General features: G+C 42.1%; 16 protein-coding genes. 10 read left to right on the top strand and 6 right to left on the bottom strand.

Annotated elements, in window-relative coordinates; all coding sequences use genetic code 11:
* Positions 1-8: 8 nt before the first annotated feature.
* The gene (locus AACW90_RS20910; RefSeq protein WP_390238454.1) at positions 9-812 is read right to left on the bottom strand and encodes a sporulation protein; all 804 of its coding nucleotides are present in this window, start codon (positions 810-812) and stop codon (positions 9-11) included.
* 301 nt (positions 813-1113) lie between these two features.
* Between AACW90_RS20910 and AACW90_RS20905 the strand changes: the two genes are divergently transcribed.
* The 5 genes from AACW90_RS20905 (at position 1114) to AACW90_RS20885 (ending at position 4981) form a co-directional block, all read left to right on the top strand.
* Positions 1114-1281 (top strand): hypothetical protein, encoded by a 168-nt coding sequence (locus AACW90_RS20905; protein WP_195704717.1) that lies wholly within the window; start codon positions 1114-1116, stop codon positions 1279-1281.
* A 92-nt stretch (positions 1282-1373) separates the two neighbouring features.
* Entirely contained in the window at positions 1374-1640 is a 267-nt protein-coding gene (locus tag AACW90_RS20900; RefSeq protein ID WP_195704718.1) for a YihD family protein, read from the top strand.
* 202 nt (positions 1641-1842) lie between these two features.
* Positions 1843-3261, top strand: a complete 1419-nt coding sequence (gene ccoG, locus AACW90_RS20895; RefSeq protein ID WP_390238450.1) for a cytochrome c oxidase accessory protein CcoG — start codon at positions 1843-1845, stop codon at positions 3259-3261.
* Between the two features lie 60 nt (positions 3262-3321).
* A complete protein-coding gene (locus tag AACW90_RS20890) occupies positions 3322-4338 on the top strand; it encodes a serine/threonine protein kinase (RefSeq protein WP_390238448.1) in 1017 nt (338 codons plus the stop codon).
* A gap of 43 nt (positions 4339-4381) precedes the next feature.
* Positions 4382-4981, top strand: a complete 600-nt coding sequence (locus AACW90_RS20885; RefSeq protein WP_390238445.1) for a thiol:disulfide interchange protein DsbA/DsbL — start codon at positions 4382-4384, stop codon at positions 4979-4981.
* A 78-nt stretch (positions 4982-5059) separates the two neighbouring features.
* Here AACW90_RS20885 and AACW90_RS20880 read toward each other — a convergent pair whose 3' ends face one another.
* Positions 5060-6583 carry a YifB family Mg chelatase-like AAA ATPase gene (locus tag AACW90_RS20880; protein ID WP_390238444.1) on the bottom strand — a complete coding sequence of 508 codons (1524 nt, stop codon included), beginning with the start codon at positions 6581-6583 and terminating at the stop codon, positions 5060-5062.
* Between the two features lie 424 nt (positions 6584-7007).
* On the opposite strand from AACW90_RS20880, the gene ilvG reads away from it, so the two are divergent.
* From ilvG to ilvA, 5 genes are read left to right on the top strand one after another with little or no spacing between them, the layout of a single operon-like run.
* Entirely contained in the window at positions 7008-8654 is a 1647-nt protein-coding gene (gene ilvG, locus AACW90_RS20875; RefSeq protein ID WP_390238442.1) for an acetolactate synthase 2 catalytic subunit, read from the top strand.
* Complete coding sequence (gene ilvM / locus AACW90_RS20870; RefSeq protein ID WP_195704724.1) at positions 8654-8923, top strand: acetolactate synthase 2 small subunit; 270 nt, start codon at positions 8654-8656, stop codon at positions 8921-8923. Before ilvG ends, ilvM begins: the two co-directional genes overlap by 1 nt.
* A gap of 14 nt (positions 8924-8937) precedes the next feature.
* The gene (locus tag AACW90_RS20865; RefSeq protein ID WP_390238440.1) at positions 8938-9891 is read left to right on the top strand and encodes a branched-chain amino acid transaminase; all 954 of its coding nucleotides are present in this window, start codon (positions 8938-8940) and stop codon (positions 9889-9891) included.
* A 19-nt stretch (positions 9892-9910) separates the two neighbouring features.
* Complete coding sequence (gene ilvD / locus AACW90_RS20860) at positions 9911-11761, top strand: dihydroxy-acid dehydratase (protein WP_390238438.1); 1851 nt, start codon at positions 9911-9913, stop codon at positions 11759-11761.
* Between the two features lie 5 nt (positions 11762-11766).
* The gene (ilvA, locus tag AACW90_RS20855) at positions 11767-13311 is read left to right on the top strand and encodes a threonine ammonia-lyase, biosynthetic (protein ID WP_390238435.1); all 1545 of its coding nucleotides are present in this window, start codon (positions 11767-11769) and stop codon (positions 13309-13311) included.
* A gap of 159 nt (positions 13312-13470) precedes the next feature.
* On the opposite strand, the gene glmU is transcribed toward ilvA, so the two are convergent.
* From glmU to atpG, 4 genes are all read right to left on the bottom strand, one after another.
* Complete coding sequence (glmU, locus tag AACW90_RS20850) at positions 13471-14832, bottom strand: bifunctional UDP-N-acetylglucosamine diphosphorylase/glucosamine-1-phosphate N-acetyltransferase GlmU (protein ID WP_390238432.1); 1362 nt, start codon at positions 14830-14832, stop codon at positions 13471-13473.
* A 149-nt stretch (positions 14833-14981) separates the two neighbouring features.
* Complete coding sequence (locus tag AACW90_RS20845) at positions 14982-15404, bottom strand: F0F1 ATP synthase subunit epsilon (RefSeq protein WP_195704730.1); 423 nt, start codon at positions 15402-15404, stop codon at positions 14982-14984.
* Positions 15405-15422: 18 nt separating this feature from the next.
* On the bottom strand, positions 15423-16826 hold the full coding sequence (atpD, locus tag AACW90_RS20840; RefSeq protein WP_195704731.1) for a F0F1 ATP synthase subunit beta: 1404 nt from the start codon (positions 16824-16826) through the stop codon (positions 15423-15425).
* A 34-nt stretch (positions 16827-16860) separates the two neighbouring features.
* Positions 16861-17727, bottom strand: coding sequence for a F0F1 ATP synthase subunit gamma (gene atpG / locus AACW90_RS20835; protein ID WP_195704732.1), 867 nt, complete (start codon positions 17725-17727; stop codon positions 16861-16863).
* Between the last annotated feature and the right edge of the window lie 48 nt (positions 17728-17775).

Genomic DNA, 17775 nt, shown 5'->3' with positions numbered 1-17775 from the left:
GACAATATTTAACTTGTCGAAACCAAGTACTCTATAACCTGTTTACCGGCTTCACTGCCTTCTGTACCTTTAGGTATCAATAAATTTCTCTTTATTTTTCCTGCACCTAAAAGATTTGAAAGCATACCTCCCAGCCCTTGCTTCTGACGATCAACCTCAAACCAAAGTTCAAGTGCATCATCATGCTGATAAGCCACAATTTCCAACTCTCTCCATCGACCATGAAATTGGCCCGTAGTAGGCACGAGTTCGAATTCTTGAACAAAAGGGAGAGCAAATCCTTTCGTCGCTTCACACTCAACCTGCCGAATACGCAAACCTTCTTCTTCGAGAGCCGAGAATACACCATCCAAAATAGGGGTTGGCCTTACCGTTAAAATATCCTTATCAGTAGGATCTTTAGCCAAGGAAATATCTAATCCTGTTTCCAACCAAACTTTGGTATCTCCTATTGTTACCGGAGTATTAGCAGGTAAATCTAACTCAATATCAAAGCTCCTTTGTTGCCCCGACTCAATAGTAAAAGAATAAGGAAGCTTCCAGCTCGCCAATACATAATCACGGGGAACACGCCTCATTCTTCCCACATAATTATCACTTTTACTTTTATCATTATCTGCAGGAACTTCGTCGATATATCGACAATAGATTTTCAGATCTATATTATCGATATCCTGAGGGGTGGAACCACCATAGACCTCGATTACAATCTTCGCCTTTTCACCTGGAATTAGGAATTCTTGCTGTAAGATTGAGTCAACTCTCGCTGAACCAACACCGAAACTGGCTAAAGTTTTTTTAAGAAACGACATTGCCTTACTCCTTTAGAAGACATCTTATTCATACTAACCACTCTAGACCAAAAAAACTCACCACAAAATAGCAAAATAGAACTAACTACACTCTTTCGAACTAATTAGTGTTTAAAAAAACAACTATTTTTTGAACCACATCTCGATAAGATCCTATCTGGGTGATATTATTTATATCGATATGCAACGCATATTGTTATTCCTGATTATTTGTTGGAATGGTTTACACCAAAGAGATTTATCTCGTAGATAATCAGGCCATTAACTTGGCAAAGGAGTTGCCTGACTGTTAGGTATTTTGATGCGACCAACATCCGTCAGGTTTTCACGCACCACTAGAAGCGTGTCTCTACGTCGTTGCGGAGCTGTTTCAGCACCGATGGCTAAAGCGCCAACCTCTGCAAAGAGTTTGGTAGAAAAAAAAGCAATCAGTAAGCAGCATGATCAACAAATCATCCAAGCGGCATAATAAAAAAGCGCAGTATTAATCTCTGCGCTTTTTTCTTTCCACTCTATTTGATAACGTGCACTGTACATCAATAAAAAAGTTGTGGAGAAATCATGAAGTGTCACCGAGTTAATGAGGTAATTGAGTTACTTCACCCTGAATGGCAAAAAGACCCAGAGACTAATCTGATTCCATTTATCCTTAAACTATGTAAAGAAGCCGGTTATAACGGTAAATTGGACGATCTCACCGATGATGTTTTGATCTATCACCTTAAGATGAGAAACAGCAACAAAAATGAGATGATACCCGGCCTTGCCAAAGATCAGGAAAATGACTTCAAAACAGCGATATTAAAGGCCCGTGGAATAATTAAATAGGCCAACTGGAAAGAAGAATATAGAGCGACACAAGTGTGTCGCTTTTTTGTTTCTAGATCACAATTTTTGTTAAAAATAGACATCAATAAAGAAACCGATTTGTTAAGGGATATATAATCGTCGTCTAATAAATACTAAAAGCATAAAAAGTAATGTCATATAAGTACGTATCGCTTAATCAAAAGCCCAAAAAGGAACATTCATGAGTCAAGATAAAATAGACATAAAAGATGTGACTCCCAAAACATTTAACCCTAAAACACATAAGGGCAAAAAAGATCGATTTAATCCTAGTGATGGTATTTATGTACGAGAAAGCAAAGGCACCTTTCAAAAACTAAGGCGTTATGGCGCTTGGTTTTTACTCCTATTATTCGGATTGGTTCCTTGGATACCATACGGTGAAAGACAAGCTATATTGCTTGATATTGGCAATCAACAATTCAATTTTTTTGGTACCACGTTATACCCACAAGATTTAACCTTGCTTGCACTCTTGTTCATGATAGCGGCATTTGGCCTGTTTTTTATTACGACATTTTTAGGCCGAGTATGGTGTGGTTACCTTTGCCCCCAAACCGTTTGGACATTTATGTATATCTGGTTTGAAGAAAAACTAGAAGGGGCGGCAAATAAAAGACGGAAACAAGATGGCGGTAAGATGACATCAAATCTTCTACTGAGAAAAACCATCAAACATATCGCTTGGCTTGGTATTGCTCTTGTTACCGGATTTACTTTCGTTGGGTACTTTGTCCCGATTAAAGATCTTGTGGTCGACTTCTTAACGCTAAACACGACGTTCTGGGCTGGTTTTTGGGTTGTGTTTTTTGCGGTATGTACTTACGCAAATGCAGCTTGGATGCGATCTATTGTCTGTATCCACATGTGTCCTTACGCTCGCTTCCAATCCGCAATGTTTGATAAAGATACTTTTATTGTCGGTTATAACCAAGAACGTGGCGAATCTAGAGGCCCTCGTCCACGCAAGGCTGACCCAAAAAAATTGGGGTTAGGTGACTGTATTGATTGTGATTTGTGTGTTCAAGTTTGCCCAACAGGCATTGATATACGCGATGGGCTTCAATATGAATGTATCAACTGTGGTGCATGTATCGATATTTGTAATCAAACAATGGATCGTATGGGTTATGAAAAGAATTTAATCAGTTATACCTCAGAGCATAAGTTGTCTGGTAAACAAACAAAAGTAATGCGACCGAAACTAATAGGTTACGGCGGTATTATGGTGCTAATGCTTGTCTTGTTTGCCCTTCAAATTGCCAGTGTAGAACCCGCTGGAATGAGTGTATTAAGGGACAGAAACCAACTATTTAAAGTCAATTCCGAAGGCTATGTCGAAAACACCTATAACCTAAAAATAATAAACAAAACTCAGCAACTACAGAACTACTCTCTGGATGTAACGGGCTTAAATGATATTACTTGGTACGGAAACCAGACAATTCAAGTCCAACCGGGTGAAGTTGTCAACTTACCAATAAGCCTAGGAGTAGCAACTGAAAACTTAAGCTCTCCTGTTGCTACGATTCAGTTTATACTCACCGATAGTAACCAATTTACTGTCGAAGTTGAGAGCAGGTTTATTAAAAAACTGTAACTTAACAAAACAATTAGAAAAAGGGCTCTAAAGGGCCCTTTTTTATTTCTGGATCCATTTATGACTATCGATTCTAACAATACAGACATTTCAAAAAACACTGCATTCAATTTTGATGCTCTAACACCAGATTTCATGTGGTACGCAATAGAAAGCATTGGAATAAGAGCTGAATCAGGTTTGCTTGCATTAAATAGTTATGAAAACCGTGTATATCAATTCGTGGATGAAGAAAAACAGCGTTACGTGGTCAAATTTTATCGTCCACAAAGATGGACTACAGAGCAGATCCAAGAAGAACACGACTTTACGTTAGAACTACTTGAACAAGAACTTCCTGTCGCGCCTCCTTGCATTATTAATGGACGCACACTACATGAATACAAAGGCTATCAATTCACCTTATTTGTCAGTGTAGGAGGACGACAGTTTGAAGTTGATAATGCGAATCACCTTGAATGGGTTGGTCGCTTTATGGGTAGGATTCACAATATCGGTAAGAAACAAACTTTTATTCATAGACCAAGTCTCGGCTTAGATGAATACCTGTACCAACCCCGTAAGCTTTTACAGCAATCTACTTTTATACCGCCTCATTTAGAAAATAGTTTCTTTAGCGACCTCGATTTATTAATCGCGCGTATTGAAGACAATTGGAGTGACGATTTCACCTCAATTCGCTTACATGGCGACTGCCATCCTGGTAATATTTTATGGCGGGACGGACCGATGTTTGTCGATTTAGACGATGCTCGCAATGGTCCTGCAGTACAAGACTTATGGATGCTTCTAAACGGTGATAGACATGACCGACTTGCTCAATTAGATATATTACTTGAAGGCTATGAGGAATTTTGCGATTTTAATCCATCAGAGTTGAAACTTATTGAGCCATTACGTGGATTGCGAATGGTACACTATATGGCTTGGCTCGCAAAAAGGTGGCAAGATCCAGCATTTCCACTCGCTTTTCCTTGGTTTGGCGACCCAAAATATTGGGAAAACCAAGTGCTTGGATTTAAAGAACAGATATCGGTTTTACAAGAACCCCCACTTGCACTAATGCCTCAATGGTAATATAAAAATTAAAAAAATAACGACAAATGGAGTCAAAGTTCAAATGAAAAAATTATTTATGTTACTTGCTACCCTAATATTAAGCACATCAGTACAAGCCGCTCAGTTTAATGAAGGAACACACTATGAAGTATTAGACTTGGAAAAGACTTCTACCCCAACAGTCACCGAGTACTTCTCTTTCTTTTGTGGGCACTGTAATAATTTTGAACCCGTAATTCAGCAGCTTAAAACTAAATTACCCAAGAACGCCAAATTTCAAAAAGTACATGTTTCCTTTATGGGTGGCAACATGGGTGTTCCAATGGCTAAAGCTTATGCAAGCATGATTGTACTGAAAGTTGAAGATAAAATGGTTCCTTACATGTTCAACCAAATACACACGCTTCGAACTCCGCCTAAAACGGAAACAGAATTACGTCAAATGTTCATCGACAATGGTGTAGACGCAAAGAAATTTGATTCTGCATACAAGGGGTTTGCCATTGATTCCATGCAGAAACGTTTTGATAAACAATTTAAAGCCGTTAAGTTAAGCGGCGTTCCAGGGGTTGTTGTCAACAACCGTTATGTTGTTAAAACAGATGGGATTAAAAATTACGACGAGTATTTTGACTTGGTTAATTATCTACTCGCGCTATAGGCATCAAATTAAAAACGGAGCTTAAATGCTCCGTTTACACCCTATATTCATAAACGTAATAGCTATTCTTACCATATCCTAGATCACCTGAGCGTTTAATAATTTCAATAACCTATCCATAGAACGGTACCCCAACGCTTCAGCTAAGTGTGCTCGACAAATTAGTTCATTCGATTCCAAATCAGCGATAGTACGAGCAACCTTTATTATTCGATGATATGCACGTATTGATAACCCTAACCTATGTAGCGCATCTTCTAAAAACTCGGCGTCTTGTTTGTTCAAAATACAAAATTTTTCTATTTCTCTACTTGTTAAAAGTGCATTTATTTTTCCTGATCTTTTTAACATATACGCTCGGGCTTCTTCTACCCTACTCTTTATAATATGGGTAGTTTCTCCTCTATCTCCACCTTCCGCTAGCATTCCTTTTGGCAATAAGGGGATCTCTAATGACATATCAAATCTATCCAATAGGGGCCCCGATAGCCGACTCAGATAACGAAGTACTACCTGAGGGTTTATCCGAGCCTTATCGCCATCATAATAACCTGTAGGACTTGGATTCAGTGCTCCAACGAGCTGGAATCGAGCGGGAAACCGGGTCTTTCCCGCTGCTCTAGAGATAACAATCTCTCCAGACTCTAATGGCTCCCTCATTGAGTCCAACACCTTTCTTTCAAATTCAGGCATTTCGTCAAGAAACAATAATCCATTATGTGCCAAGGAAATCTCACCCGGACGAGGAATCGAACCACCACCGACTAAGGCCGCCATAGAAGATGAATGATGAGGAGAACGAAAAGGTCTTTTCTTCCAATTAAACTTATTTATATCTTGCTCCGTTAAAGAAGCCACAGACGCAGTTTCGAGCGCTTCGTCATCACTCATTTCAGGTAGCAAGTCACAAAGTCGAGAAGCTAGCATGGTTTTGCCTGTACCTGGTGGGCCGAGAAAAAGAAGATTATGTCCACCTGCCGCAGCTATTTCCAATGCTCTCTTTCCCTGTTGCTGGCCAATAACATCTTGTAAATCTCGGTTATGTACCAATAATTCTTCAGATCTTTCTACTTGAAACAAAGACAAATTATCTTGTCCGCATAACGCTGAACACACTTCCAATAGACTTGCAGCCGATTTATGTCTCTCCTTGCCAACCAATGCCGCTTGGTCTCCATTTTCTTCAGGTACAACTAAGCATCGTTGAACTTTATTGGCCGCCAACGCCGCTGGTAGTACGCCTTTAACCGGCCGTAACGCCCCAGAAAGCGCTAACTCACCAATAAACTCATAGTCACCAAGTTTATCAACGGCTATCTGTTCAGCAGCCGCGAGGATCCCTAGCGCAATAGGTAAATCAAATCGTCCCCCCTCTTTAGGCAAATCAGCAGGGGCAAGGTTTACTGTGATCTTTTTGCTCGGATACTCAAAATTAGAATTAATAATTGCGCTTCGAACTCTGTCTCGAGACTCTTTTACTGTAGTTTCAGGCAAACCAACAAGTGTAAAACCTGGCATACCATTGCTTATGTGCACTTCGACAGTGACAGGGGGAGCGTCCACCCCAACACTTGCTCGGCTGTGAATAACCGCCAATACCATATCTACCCTTATAATTATTTAAAATCAAAAAATTACTTATAACTCACACTATATAGTGTGCATTTAGGCTAAATAAATATGGAAAAAGACTGAATTTTTCCTTGTCAGATAACAACAAATTATGTTACCACTAGAGATGCAAACACATTCGCTAGAAAAATAGACAACTAATGAAATTATCCGCTCACATAAATGTGCTCATTATCCTGATTATCGTGGTCATTATTGACACCGCGCGGGGGCGTATAAGCGGAAAAAAATAACAAGAGTTAAAAAAAACCCCCGCACTGAAAAGTCCGGGGGTTTTTTACTATTTAATACAACAAACTTCTGCTTACATGTAAGCAGAACCGGAAGTATAGGAGCACTGTATGTGCAGAAATAAATTAGCGTTGAGAACAACGCAGACAAGCTGGGGGCTCTAATGAACGGATCCGACTTGGTAGTAGCAGCCCTTAAACAACAGGGTATAACCACAGTATTTGGATACCCAGGTGGCGCCATCATGCCAATTTATGATGCCCTTTATGATGGTGGTGTTGAGCACGTACTTTGCAGACATGAGCAAGGTGCTGCAATGGCAGCCATTGGTATGGCACGAGCAACACAGGATGTAGCTGTCTGCCTAGCCACTTCTGGCCCCGGCGCGACAAACCTTGTAACAGGCTTAGCTGATGCACTTTTAGATTCAGTGCCACTCGTTGCCATTACTGGTCAAGTTGCAAGCCCACTCATTGGTACAGATGCATTCCAAGAAATAGACGTTATCGGCATATCTTTAGCTTGTTCCAAACACAGTTACTTAGTTACTGACATTGATGACCTAGCGCCAACGTTAGCTGAGGCCTTTGAGGTAGCAAAGTCGGGCAGGCCTGGACCAGTTGTGGTCGATATTGCTAAAGATGTCCAGTTAGCTGAGGCTCCGACTCATCTCCTTCCATTTATTGAACCACCCGCGATTCCAGTGGCCGATCCCAAAGCATTAGAAAAAGCTCAAAGCCTGCTCAATAAAGCGGATAAACCCGTTCTTTACATTGGTGGGGGCGTTCAAATAGCCAAAGCGACGGATACGGTGCGACAATTTCTTACTAACAATCCAATCCCGACAGTGAGTACCTTAAAAGGCTTGGGTAGCGTCGAACGTCACGATCCTAATTATCTAGGTATGGTTGGAATGCACGGAACGAAAGCAGCCAATCTAATCGTTCAAGAGTCCGATCTGTTAATCGTGGTTGGTGCTCGTTTCGACGATAGAGTGACTGGCCGATTAGATTCGTTTGCCCCAGATGCGAGAGTCATCCATATCGATATTGATGCTGCAGAATTTAACAAACTGCGCCGCTCAAATGCATCACTGCAAGGTGATATCAACGTTATTCTTCCACAACTTACGCTTGAACAAGATATCTCTCCATGGCTTGAACAGACATCTACTCTAAGAAAAGAGTTCAAATGGCGCTATGATCACCCTGGAGAGCTTATCTACGCGCCTTTACTATTAAAGCAACTTTCAGACTCAATGCCTGACAGCTCTATAGTATCTACCGATGTTGGCCAACATCAGATGTGGGCGGCGCAACATATGCAACCACGTAAACCAGAAAACTATATAACCTCTGCTGGTCTTGGCACTATGGGCTTTGGCCTTCCCGCCGCCATTGGAGCAAAGATTGCTCGACCTGACGATCAATCTATATTGATCACTGGTGATGGCTCTTTTATGATGAATATTCAAGAGCTAGGCACGATAAAAAGAAAGCAAGTAGCCGTCAAAATGGTTCTACTTAACAATCATCGATTGGGTATGGTTCGTCAATGGCAATCACTCTTTTTTGATGGTCGTCACAGTGAAACTATTCTGGATGATAATCCAGACTTCCAAGCACTCGCGGCTGCATTTGGTATCCCAGGTAAAACCATTACAACGAAAGCAGAAGTAGAGCCAGCTCTAAAAGAAATGCTAGAAAGTGAAACCGCTTATCTACTTCATGTTCTTATCGATGAAGATGAAAACGTATGGCCGCTTGTTCCACCGGGCGCGGCAAATCAAGATATGCTGGAGAATACCTAATGGACAGATACCTATTAAAAATAGAAGCCAACGATAAACCTGTTTTAGTGGAACGCATACTTAGAGTGGTAAGACACCGAGGTTTTACCATTAAGCAAATACTTGCGACACAAAATCATGAGAGTAAGGTTGCTCAAATAGAACTTGTCGTTGACAGTGACCGTCCTATTACCTTGATTACAAATCAAGTCGAAAAACTATGGGATGTCACTAACGTACATACCTCTAGACTGAAAAAAGACGAAATGCTCAGTGCTTATAAAATTTAAGGAAGGATTTTAAGATGGCAACAAACACTGCTGATTATATTTGGTTTAATGGTGAAATGGTTCCTTGGGGCGAAGCTAAAGTCCATGTTCTTACGCATGCTATGCACTATGGCACCTCAGTATTTGAAGGTATTCGTTGTTATAACACGCCTGATGGACCGATTGTTTTTCGCCACAAAGAGCACATGCAGCGCCTAAAAGATTCTGCAAAAATCTACCGATTTCCTATTAAATACTCTGTTGATGAGTTAATGGAAGCATGTCGCGAGACATTAAGAGACAACAAGCTAGACTCTGCTTACATTCGTCCACTAGGTTTTATTGGCAACGTTGGTCTAGGTGTTTGTCCACCCACTGATACGGAAATGGACCTTATTATTGCCGCTTTCCCATGGGGTTCCTATTTAGGAGAAGAAGCATTGGCCAACGGTGTCGACGCAATGATTTCAAGCTGGAATCGTGCAGCACCCAATACTATTCCAACGGCAGCTAAAGCAGGCGGTAACTACCTCTCTTCTTTGCTTGTTGGAGGAGAAGCTCGCCGTCATGGTTATGCTGAAGGTATTGCCTTAAGTGTTGATGGATACCTTTCTGAAGGTGCAGGAGAAAACATTTTCATTATTAAAAATGGTGTTTTACATACTCCTCCAGCCACCAGCGCTATCCTGCCCGGAATTACTCGCGACTCGATCATGATTTTAGCAAAAGAACTTGGCTATGAAGTCAGAGAAGAGAATATTGCTCGAGAAGCATTATACCTTGCAGACGAAATATTTATGACCGGTACCGCCGCGGAGATAGTACCAGTGAGAAGCGTTGACCAGATCACCGTCGGTGAAGGCAAACGCGGCCCTATTACAGAAAAAATTCAATCCACATTTTTTGGATTATTCAACGGTACAACAGAAGACAAATGGGGCTGGTTAGATTTTGTCTATCCCGAAAACTCTGTTAGTTCAGACAAGTAAAAGAAGGAATTTAAGTAAAATGTCTACTCCTAATAAATATCGCAGCGCCACGACAACACATGGACGCAACATGGCTGGCGCTCGCGCTTTATGGCGTGCTACAGGCGTAAAAGATGAAGATTTCGGTAAGCCAATTATCGCAGTCGTAAACTCATTCACACAGTTTGTACCGGGCCATGTTCACTTAAAGGACATGGGGCAACTTGTCGCAAGAGAAATTGAATCGGCGGGTGGCATTGCAAAAGAATTCAATACCATTGCCGTTGATGATGGTATTGCCATGGGTCACGGCGGAATGCTTTACTCTCTGCCCTCTCGCGAGCTTATTGCAGATTCGGTTGAATACATGGTCAATGCTCACTGTGCTGATGCGATGGTTTGTATTTCTAACTGTGACAAAATTACTCCGGGAATGATGATGGCGGCATTGCGCCTAAACATCCCTGTTATTTTTGTATCAGGCGGTCCAATGGAAGCGGGAAAAACCAAGCTTTCGGATCAAATAATCAAACTTGATCTTGTTGATGCCATGATTCAAGGTGCGGATCCGTCCGTATCCGATGAACAAAGTGAGCAAATTGAGCGTAGTGCCTGTCCCACTTGTGGTTCATGCTCTGGTATGTTCACCGCAAACTCCATGAACTGTTTAACTGAAGCTCTTGGCTTGAGCCAACCAGGCAATGGCTCTTTACTCGCGACTCATGCTGATCGTAAAGAGTTATTCCTAAGCGCAGGACGCCGAGTAGTCGAGTTGACTAAGCGTTACTATGAGCAAGGTGATGACTCTGCATTGCCTCGTAATATTGCCTCCAAAGAAGCATTTGAAAATGCAATGGCGCTTGATATCGCGATGGGTGGTTCAACAAACACAGTTTTACACTTGTTAGCCTCTGCGCAAGAAGGTGAAATAGCCTTTGATATGGATGACATTGATCGTATGTCACTTCGAGTTCCACATATTTGTAAGGTTGCGCCTTCTACTCCAAAATATCATATGGAGGATGTGCACCGTGCTGGTGGTGTTATGGCCATACTTGGTGAGCTTGATCGTGCAGGGCTAATCAACAATCAAACCAATACTGTTCTTGGTCTGACAATGAAAGAACAATTGGCGCAATACGACATCATGCAAACTGAATCAGAAGAGGTGAAGGAATTCTTCCGTGCTGGTCCAGCTGGTATTCGTACAACCGAGGCATTTTCACAAAATTGTCGTTGGGACACGTTAGATAACGACCGTGAAGACGGTTGTATCCGTACGAAAGAAAACGCCTTTAGCCAAGAAGGAGGTTTGGCTGTACTTAGAGGTAATATCGCTATCGATGGCTGTATCGTCAAAACGGCTGGCGTCGATGAGGAAAATCACAAATTCCAAGGTCCAGCGGTAGTATTTGAAAGCCAAGAAGATGCCGTAGAAGGTATCCTCGGTGGAAAAGTGAAAGCGGGCGATGTGGTTGTCATTCGTTACGAAGGTCCTAAAGGTGGTCCGGGTATGCAAGAGATGCTTTATCCAACGACTTACCTCAAATCAATGGGCTTAGGCAAAGAGTGCGCCCTTCTCACTGATGGTCGCTTCTCTGGTGGTACATCAGGACTATCTATTGGTCATGCTTCTCCAGAAGCCGCTCAAGGCGGAATTATCGGTCTTGTGAATCAAGGCGATATCATCACAATAGATATACCTGCTCGTTCTATCACCTTAGACGTCGCTAAAGATGAACTCGAAATTCGTCGAGCGGAGCAAGAAAAGTTAGGGTGGAAACCTGCAAATCGTCAACGTAAAGTTTCTTTGGCACTTAAAGCCTATGCCATGCTAGCGACCAGTGCGGATAAAGGCGCTGTGCGTGACAAATCCATATTGGAAGGTTAATTTCAATGGCAGAAAATCCGTTAGGGACACTGCCTAAGAGTGGCGCAGAATATTTGCGCCATATCCTTAGAGCCCCCGTTTATGACGTCGCAACCGTCACTCTATTGCAAGATATGCCTAGAATTTCTGAGCGTATTGGAAACCAAGTGCAAATAAAGCGAGAAGATAGACAACCCGTACACTCGTTTAAATTACGCGGTGCGTACAATATGGTTTCAAGCCTATCCGCCGCACAGAAACAAGCAGGCGTCATCGCGGCTTCAGCAGGTAACCACGCTCAAGGTATTGCACTCTCTGGCAAAAAATTAGACGTTAAAGCCGTCATTGTAATGCCAATTACAACCCCAGATATCAAAGTTGAAGCGGTTAAAAGCTTTGGTGGTGAAGTCGTACTTCATGGCAGTAATTTTGATGAAGCAAAAGCAGAAGCCGAAAGATTGGCGAAGCTTAATAACTATACTTTTGTTCCTCCTTTTGATCACCCATTGGTAATTGCAGGCCAAGGAACCATCGGCATGGAAATGCTACAACAAAATGGTCATTTAGATTATATATTTGTTCCTGTTGGCGGTGGCGGTCTCGCTGCCGGTGTCGCCGTACTCGTTAAACAGCTAATGCCAGAAATTAAGGTTATTGCCGTTGAACCAGAAGAGTCATCTTGCCTAAAAGCAGCATTAGATGCTGGTGAGCCTGTTGTTCTCGACCAAATAAATATGTTTGCCGATGGCGTTGCCGTTAAACGTATTGGTGATGAAACTTTTCGACTCTGTAATAAATATCTTGATGGGCATATTGCAGTATCTAGCGATGAAATCTGTGCTGCTGTAAAAGATATCTTTGAAGATACTCGTGCGATTGCTGAACCTTCCGGTGCTCTTGCTTTAGCCGGATTGAAAAAATTTGTAGAACAACAGGGCCTTAAAGATAAAAAACTGGCTACTGTTCTATCTGGAGCAAATACCAACTTCCACGGTTTACGCTATGTGTCAGAAAGATGCGAGCTTGGTGAAAAACGTGAAGGCCTATTAGCCGTGACAATTCCAGAAGTACCAGGATCATTCTTTAAGTTCTGTCAGATTATCGGAGGGAGAGCCGTCACCGAGTTTAACTATCGGTACAACGATGCCAGCTTAGCCAATATATTCGTAGGTGTACGCTTACAAAATGGTCAGGAAGAGCTTGAAAGTATTATTCATGATCTAAAAGAAGGTGGGTATCCTGTTATTGATCTCTCTGATAATGAAATGGCGAAGCTACATATTCGATATATGATTGGTGGTAAACCGTCAAAGGCACTTACAGAGAAACTGTTCAGTTTTGAGTTTCCTGAATATCCAGGTGCATTATTGAAATTCTTGAGTACGCTTGGTACTCATTGGAATATCAGTGTGTTCAACTACCGAAATCAAGGTGCTGATTATGGTCGTGTTCTCTGCGGGTTCGAGCTAGAAGAATCAGACTTGCCACGTTTTGCAGCACATCTTCATGAACTGGATTATCCCTATAAGGATGAATCGAATAACGCGGCGTATAAGTTCTTTTTGTCTTAGTTAGCGAATACTAGGGAGAGGGTTTATTGTGAGAAGTATGCTAAATACCTTTTTGTAAGCTTTAGTCGCAGCATCCGTGCTGCGACCTACTCTAAATAGAGACATTTTCTATCATTATTCCACTAAGAAAATTGTCTCATTCTTTATCACTGATATCTTTTATTTTTTCTTAACAGGACGCTGCCAACCTTCGACTCTTCGTTCTATCGCACGAGTGATCACTAGCTCGCCTTCAGATATATCCCTTGTGACGGTTGTACCGGCACCAATAGTCGCCCCATTTCCAACCGTTATAGGCGCAATTAACTGTGTGTCAGAGCCGACAAAAACATCATCACCGATAATTGTCTTAAACTTATTCACACCATCATAATTACAAGTAATCGTTCCAGCACCAATATTTGAACGCTGACCAATGACAGTATCGCCAATATAAGTAAGGTGATTTGCTTTGGAACCCTCACCTATCACGCCGTTTTTAACCTCGACAAAGTTTCCTACGTGAGCATTGTTTTTAAGCTCTGTTCCTGGGCGAAGACGGGTAAATGGACCGACAGTACAGCCTTCTCCTACTATCGCATCATCTATTACGCTATAAGGGCGTATAAGGGTGTTATCATCGATTTCACAATCCTTTAGGACACAACCAGCACCAATGATGACATTATCGCCTAAGCTTACGCTGCCTTCAATAATGACATTAACATCAATCTGAACATCGACACCACATTGAAGCTTACCACGCAGATCAAAGCGGGACGGGTCAAGAAGCATAACGCCCTGTTCGAGTAATTTTTCAGCTTGCATTAGTTGGTAAGCACGCTCAATACGAGCAAGTTGAACACGATTATTTACCCCTTCAACTTCAACTGCACATGAAGGATGAACGGCTTCTATTGATCGGCCCTCTTCGTGAGCGGCGGCAATAATATCCGTAAGGTAATACTCACCCTGAGCATTTTGGTTATTGAGTCCTGACAACCATCGTTTCAAATCACCACCAGTGGCGACCATTACTCCAGTATTTATTTCCTTGATCCGTTTTTGCTCTTTCGTCGCGTCTTTTTGCTCAACAATAGCAATAACGACATCATTTTTACGTTCAATGCGTCCATATCCATCTGGGTCATCTAAAACAACGGTCAATAAAGCAACGCCACCAGCAGGCTGAGCATCTAACAGACTTTCAATAGTTTCAGGTGAGATAAGAGGAACATCCCCATATAACACTAATACTTTTTCATTATCATCAAATTTATCTGATGCTTGATCAACCGCGTGTCCAGTTCCTAGTTGTTCAGCTTGGAGCACCCAATTCACCGACTCCGCAGATAAAGCTTGTCGCATAAGATCACCACCGTGACCATAAACAAGATGGATATTTTGCGCACCCAAATCATTGCAGGTATCGATAACATGCTTGACCATCGGCTTTCCGGCTAAGGTATGTAACACCTTAGGTATATTGGAATACATGCGAGTACCTTTACCCGCCGCTAGAATCACCGCGCTGAAGCTCATAGGATTAACCTTATTTATTTTTTGAAGTTTTAATTCTAACCGCTTAGCTGAAAAGAGTTAAATAAATTTGACGTAATAAAAACAAAAAGGCGACCAATAGGCCGCCTTTTTAACAATACACTAAGTAACTTATATTAGAGACAAGTAGATTAGCGTCTATTTTTTGTCAGCTCGATAACTCTAAGCTGAGCAATAGCTTTAGCCAGTTCACTAGCCGCTTGAGCGAAGTTCATGTCACCATGCTGATTTTGGATTTTCTCCTCAGCTTGGCGTTTAGCTTCTTCAGCCTTCGCTGCATCTAGTTCATCACCACGAATTGCCGTATCAGCCAATACAGTCGCTGTACCAGGCTGAACTTCAACTATACCACCAGAAACATAAATAATTTCTTCGTGGCCGTGTTGCTTAACTATACGCACCATACCAGGCTTAATAGCGGTCAGCAGCGGAGTGTGCCCATGGAAAATACCAAGTTCACCTTCGCTCCCGGTTACCTGAAACGTTTCAACTAGTCCTGAAAAAATTTCTTTCTCAGCACTAACTACGTCTAGGTGCAAGGTCATTGCTGCCATATAGCCTCCTATTTAGCCTTATAGCTTCTTAGCATTCTCAATAGCATCGTCTATTACACCGCAGTACATAAACGCTTGCTCAGGAATGTCATCGTATTCACCACCAAGAAGACCTTTGAATCCACGTAAAGTCTCTTTAAGAGATACATAGACGCCAGGGTCACCTGTAAATACTTCCGCTACGTGGTAAGGCTGAGTTAGGAAACGCTCTATCTTACGTGCACGTGATACCACAAGTTTATCTTCTTCAGATAACTCATCCATACCCAAAATAGCAATGATATCTTTCAGTTCTTTATAGCGCTGAAGAGTAGACTGAACGCCACGAGCTACGTCGTAATGTTCTTGGCCTACGACCAATGGATCAAGCTGTCTAGAAGATGAATCCAATGGATCGATTGCTGGGTATAGACCCATAGCTGCGATATTACGGTTAAGTACTACCGTTGCATCTAAGTGAGCAAACGTGGTGGCTGGAGATGGGTCAGTCAAGTCATCCGCTGGTACATATACCGCCTGTACAGACGTGATAGAACCGGCTTTAGTTGATGTGATACGTTCTTGTAAAACACCCATTTCTTCAGCTAGTGTTGGCTGATAACCTACCGCAGATGGCATACGACCTAATAGAGCCGAAACCTCTGTACCCGCAAGGGTATAGCGATAAATGTTATCGATGAACAATAGAACGTCACGACCTTCGTCACGAAAACGCTCTGCCATCGTTAGACCAGTCAGCGCTACGCGTAGACGGTTTCCTGGTGGCTCGTTCATCTGCCCGTAAACCATTGCTACTTTAGATTCTTCAGGATTTTCAACGTTAACAACGCCTGCTTCCTGCATCTCAAAATAGAAATCGTTACCTTCACGAGTACGTTCACCGACACCCGCAAATACTGAAAGACCAGAGTGCTGCAGTGCGATGTTATTGATAAGTTCCATCATATTAACGGTCTTACCAACACCTGCACCACCAAATAGACCTATTTTACCACCCTTAGCGAATGGGCAAATCAAGTCGATAACTTTCACGCCAGTCTCTAGAAGTTCAGACACATTGGACTGTTCTTCGTAACTTGGTGCTTCACGGTGAATAGCATAGTGTTCTTCCGCACCAATATCACCACACTCATCAATCGCATCACCTAAAACGTTCATGATACGGCCAAGAGTTTTCGTACCTACTGGTACGGTGATTGGAGCGCCAGTGTTCTCTACTACTAATCCACGACGTAAACCATCAGAGCTGCCCATCACGATTGCGCGAATAACGCCACCGCCAAGCTGTTGTTGAACTTCAAGAACAAGACGTTCTTTCGCTTCAATAACATTCAGAGCGTCATATACACGAGGTACTTCACCCTGTGGGAACTCTACGTCGACTACCGCACCGATGATCTGTACGATCTTACCTGTAGCCATCGTTAATCCTCTAACTAATTAGTTTTACCTATGCTTAAACCGCTGCTGCGCCTGATACGATTTCAGATAGTTCTTGTGTAATAGCCGATTGACGGGCTTTATTATACACAAGTTCTAGATCATCTATTAGATCGCTTGCATTGTCTGTAGCTGCTTTCATCGCAATCATTCGAGCCGCTTGCTCACAAGCAAGGTTCTCAACCACACCTTGATATACTTGAGATTCGACATAACGAATCAATAGTGCATCGAGTAATGGTTTAGGCTCTGGCTCATAGATATAATCCCATGAGTGAGTGCGTTTCATACTTTCGCTATCCGATTTAGGTAAAGGTAATAATTGATCGATCGTTGGTTCCTGAACCATAGTATTAACAAACTTGTTAAATACTACGTATAAGCGATCCAACTCGCCTTCATCATACTTCTTCAACATAACACCAACAGAACCGATCAATTCTTCTAGGCTTGGATCATCTCCAAGACCAGAAACTTGAGCAGCTACTTTAGCGCCACTGTTGTTAAAAAATGCCGTTGCTTTTGAACCGATAATGGCTAAGTCAATATCAGCATTTTTCTCTTTCCACTCTTGCATGTCTAACATGGCTTTTTTGAACAAGTTAATGTTCAAGCCACCACACAAACCGCGGTCAGTTGAAATAATGATGTAACCAACACGTTTGGCTTCACGTTCTTCTAGATATGGATGTTTATACTCTAGATTACCGTTCGCCAAATGACCGATCACTTTACGCATTGTTTCAGCATATGGACGGGAAGCTCCCATTGCGTCTTGAGAACGACGCATTTTTGAAGCTGCTACCATTTCCATCGCTTTCGTGATCTTTTGAGTGCTTTTAACACTCCCGATCTTAGTACGAATTTCTTTTGCGCCGGCCATCGTATTACTCTCTCTTTAGATAAAAAATATTGGTGACCCTAGAGCCAC

This window comes from Vibrio frigidus, from assembly GCF_042465995.1.
Classification (GTDB): Bacteria; Pseudomonadota; Gammaproteobacteria; order Enterobacterales; family Vibrionaceae; genus Vibrio.
The sequence above is the reverse complement of the archived record's forward strand: the minus strand, read 5'-3'. Positions and strand labels throughout refer to the sequence as shown.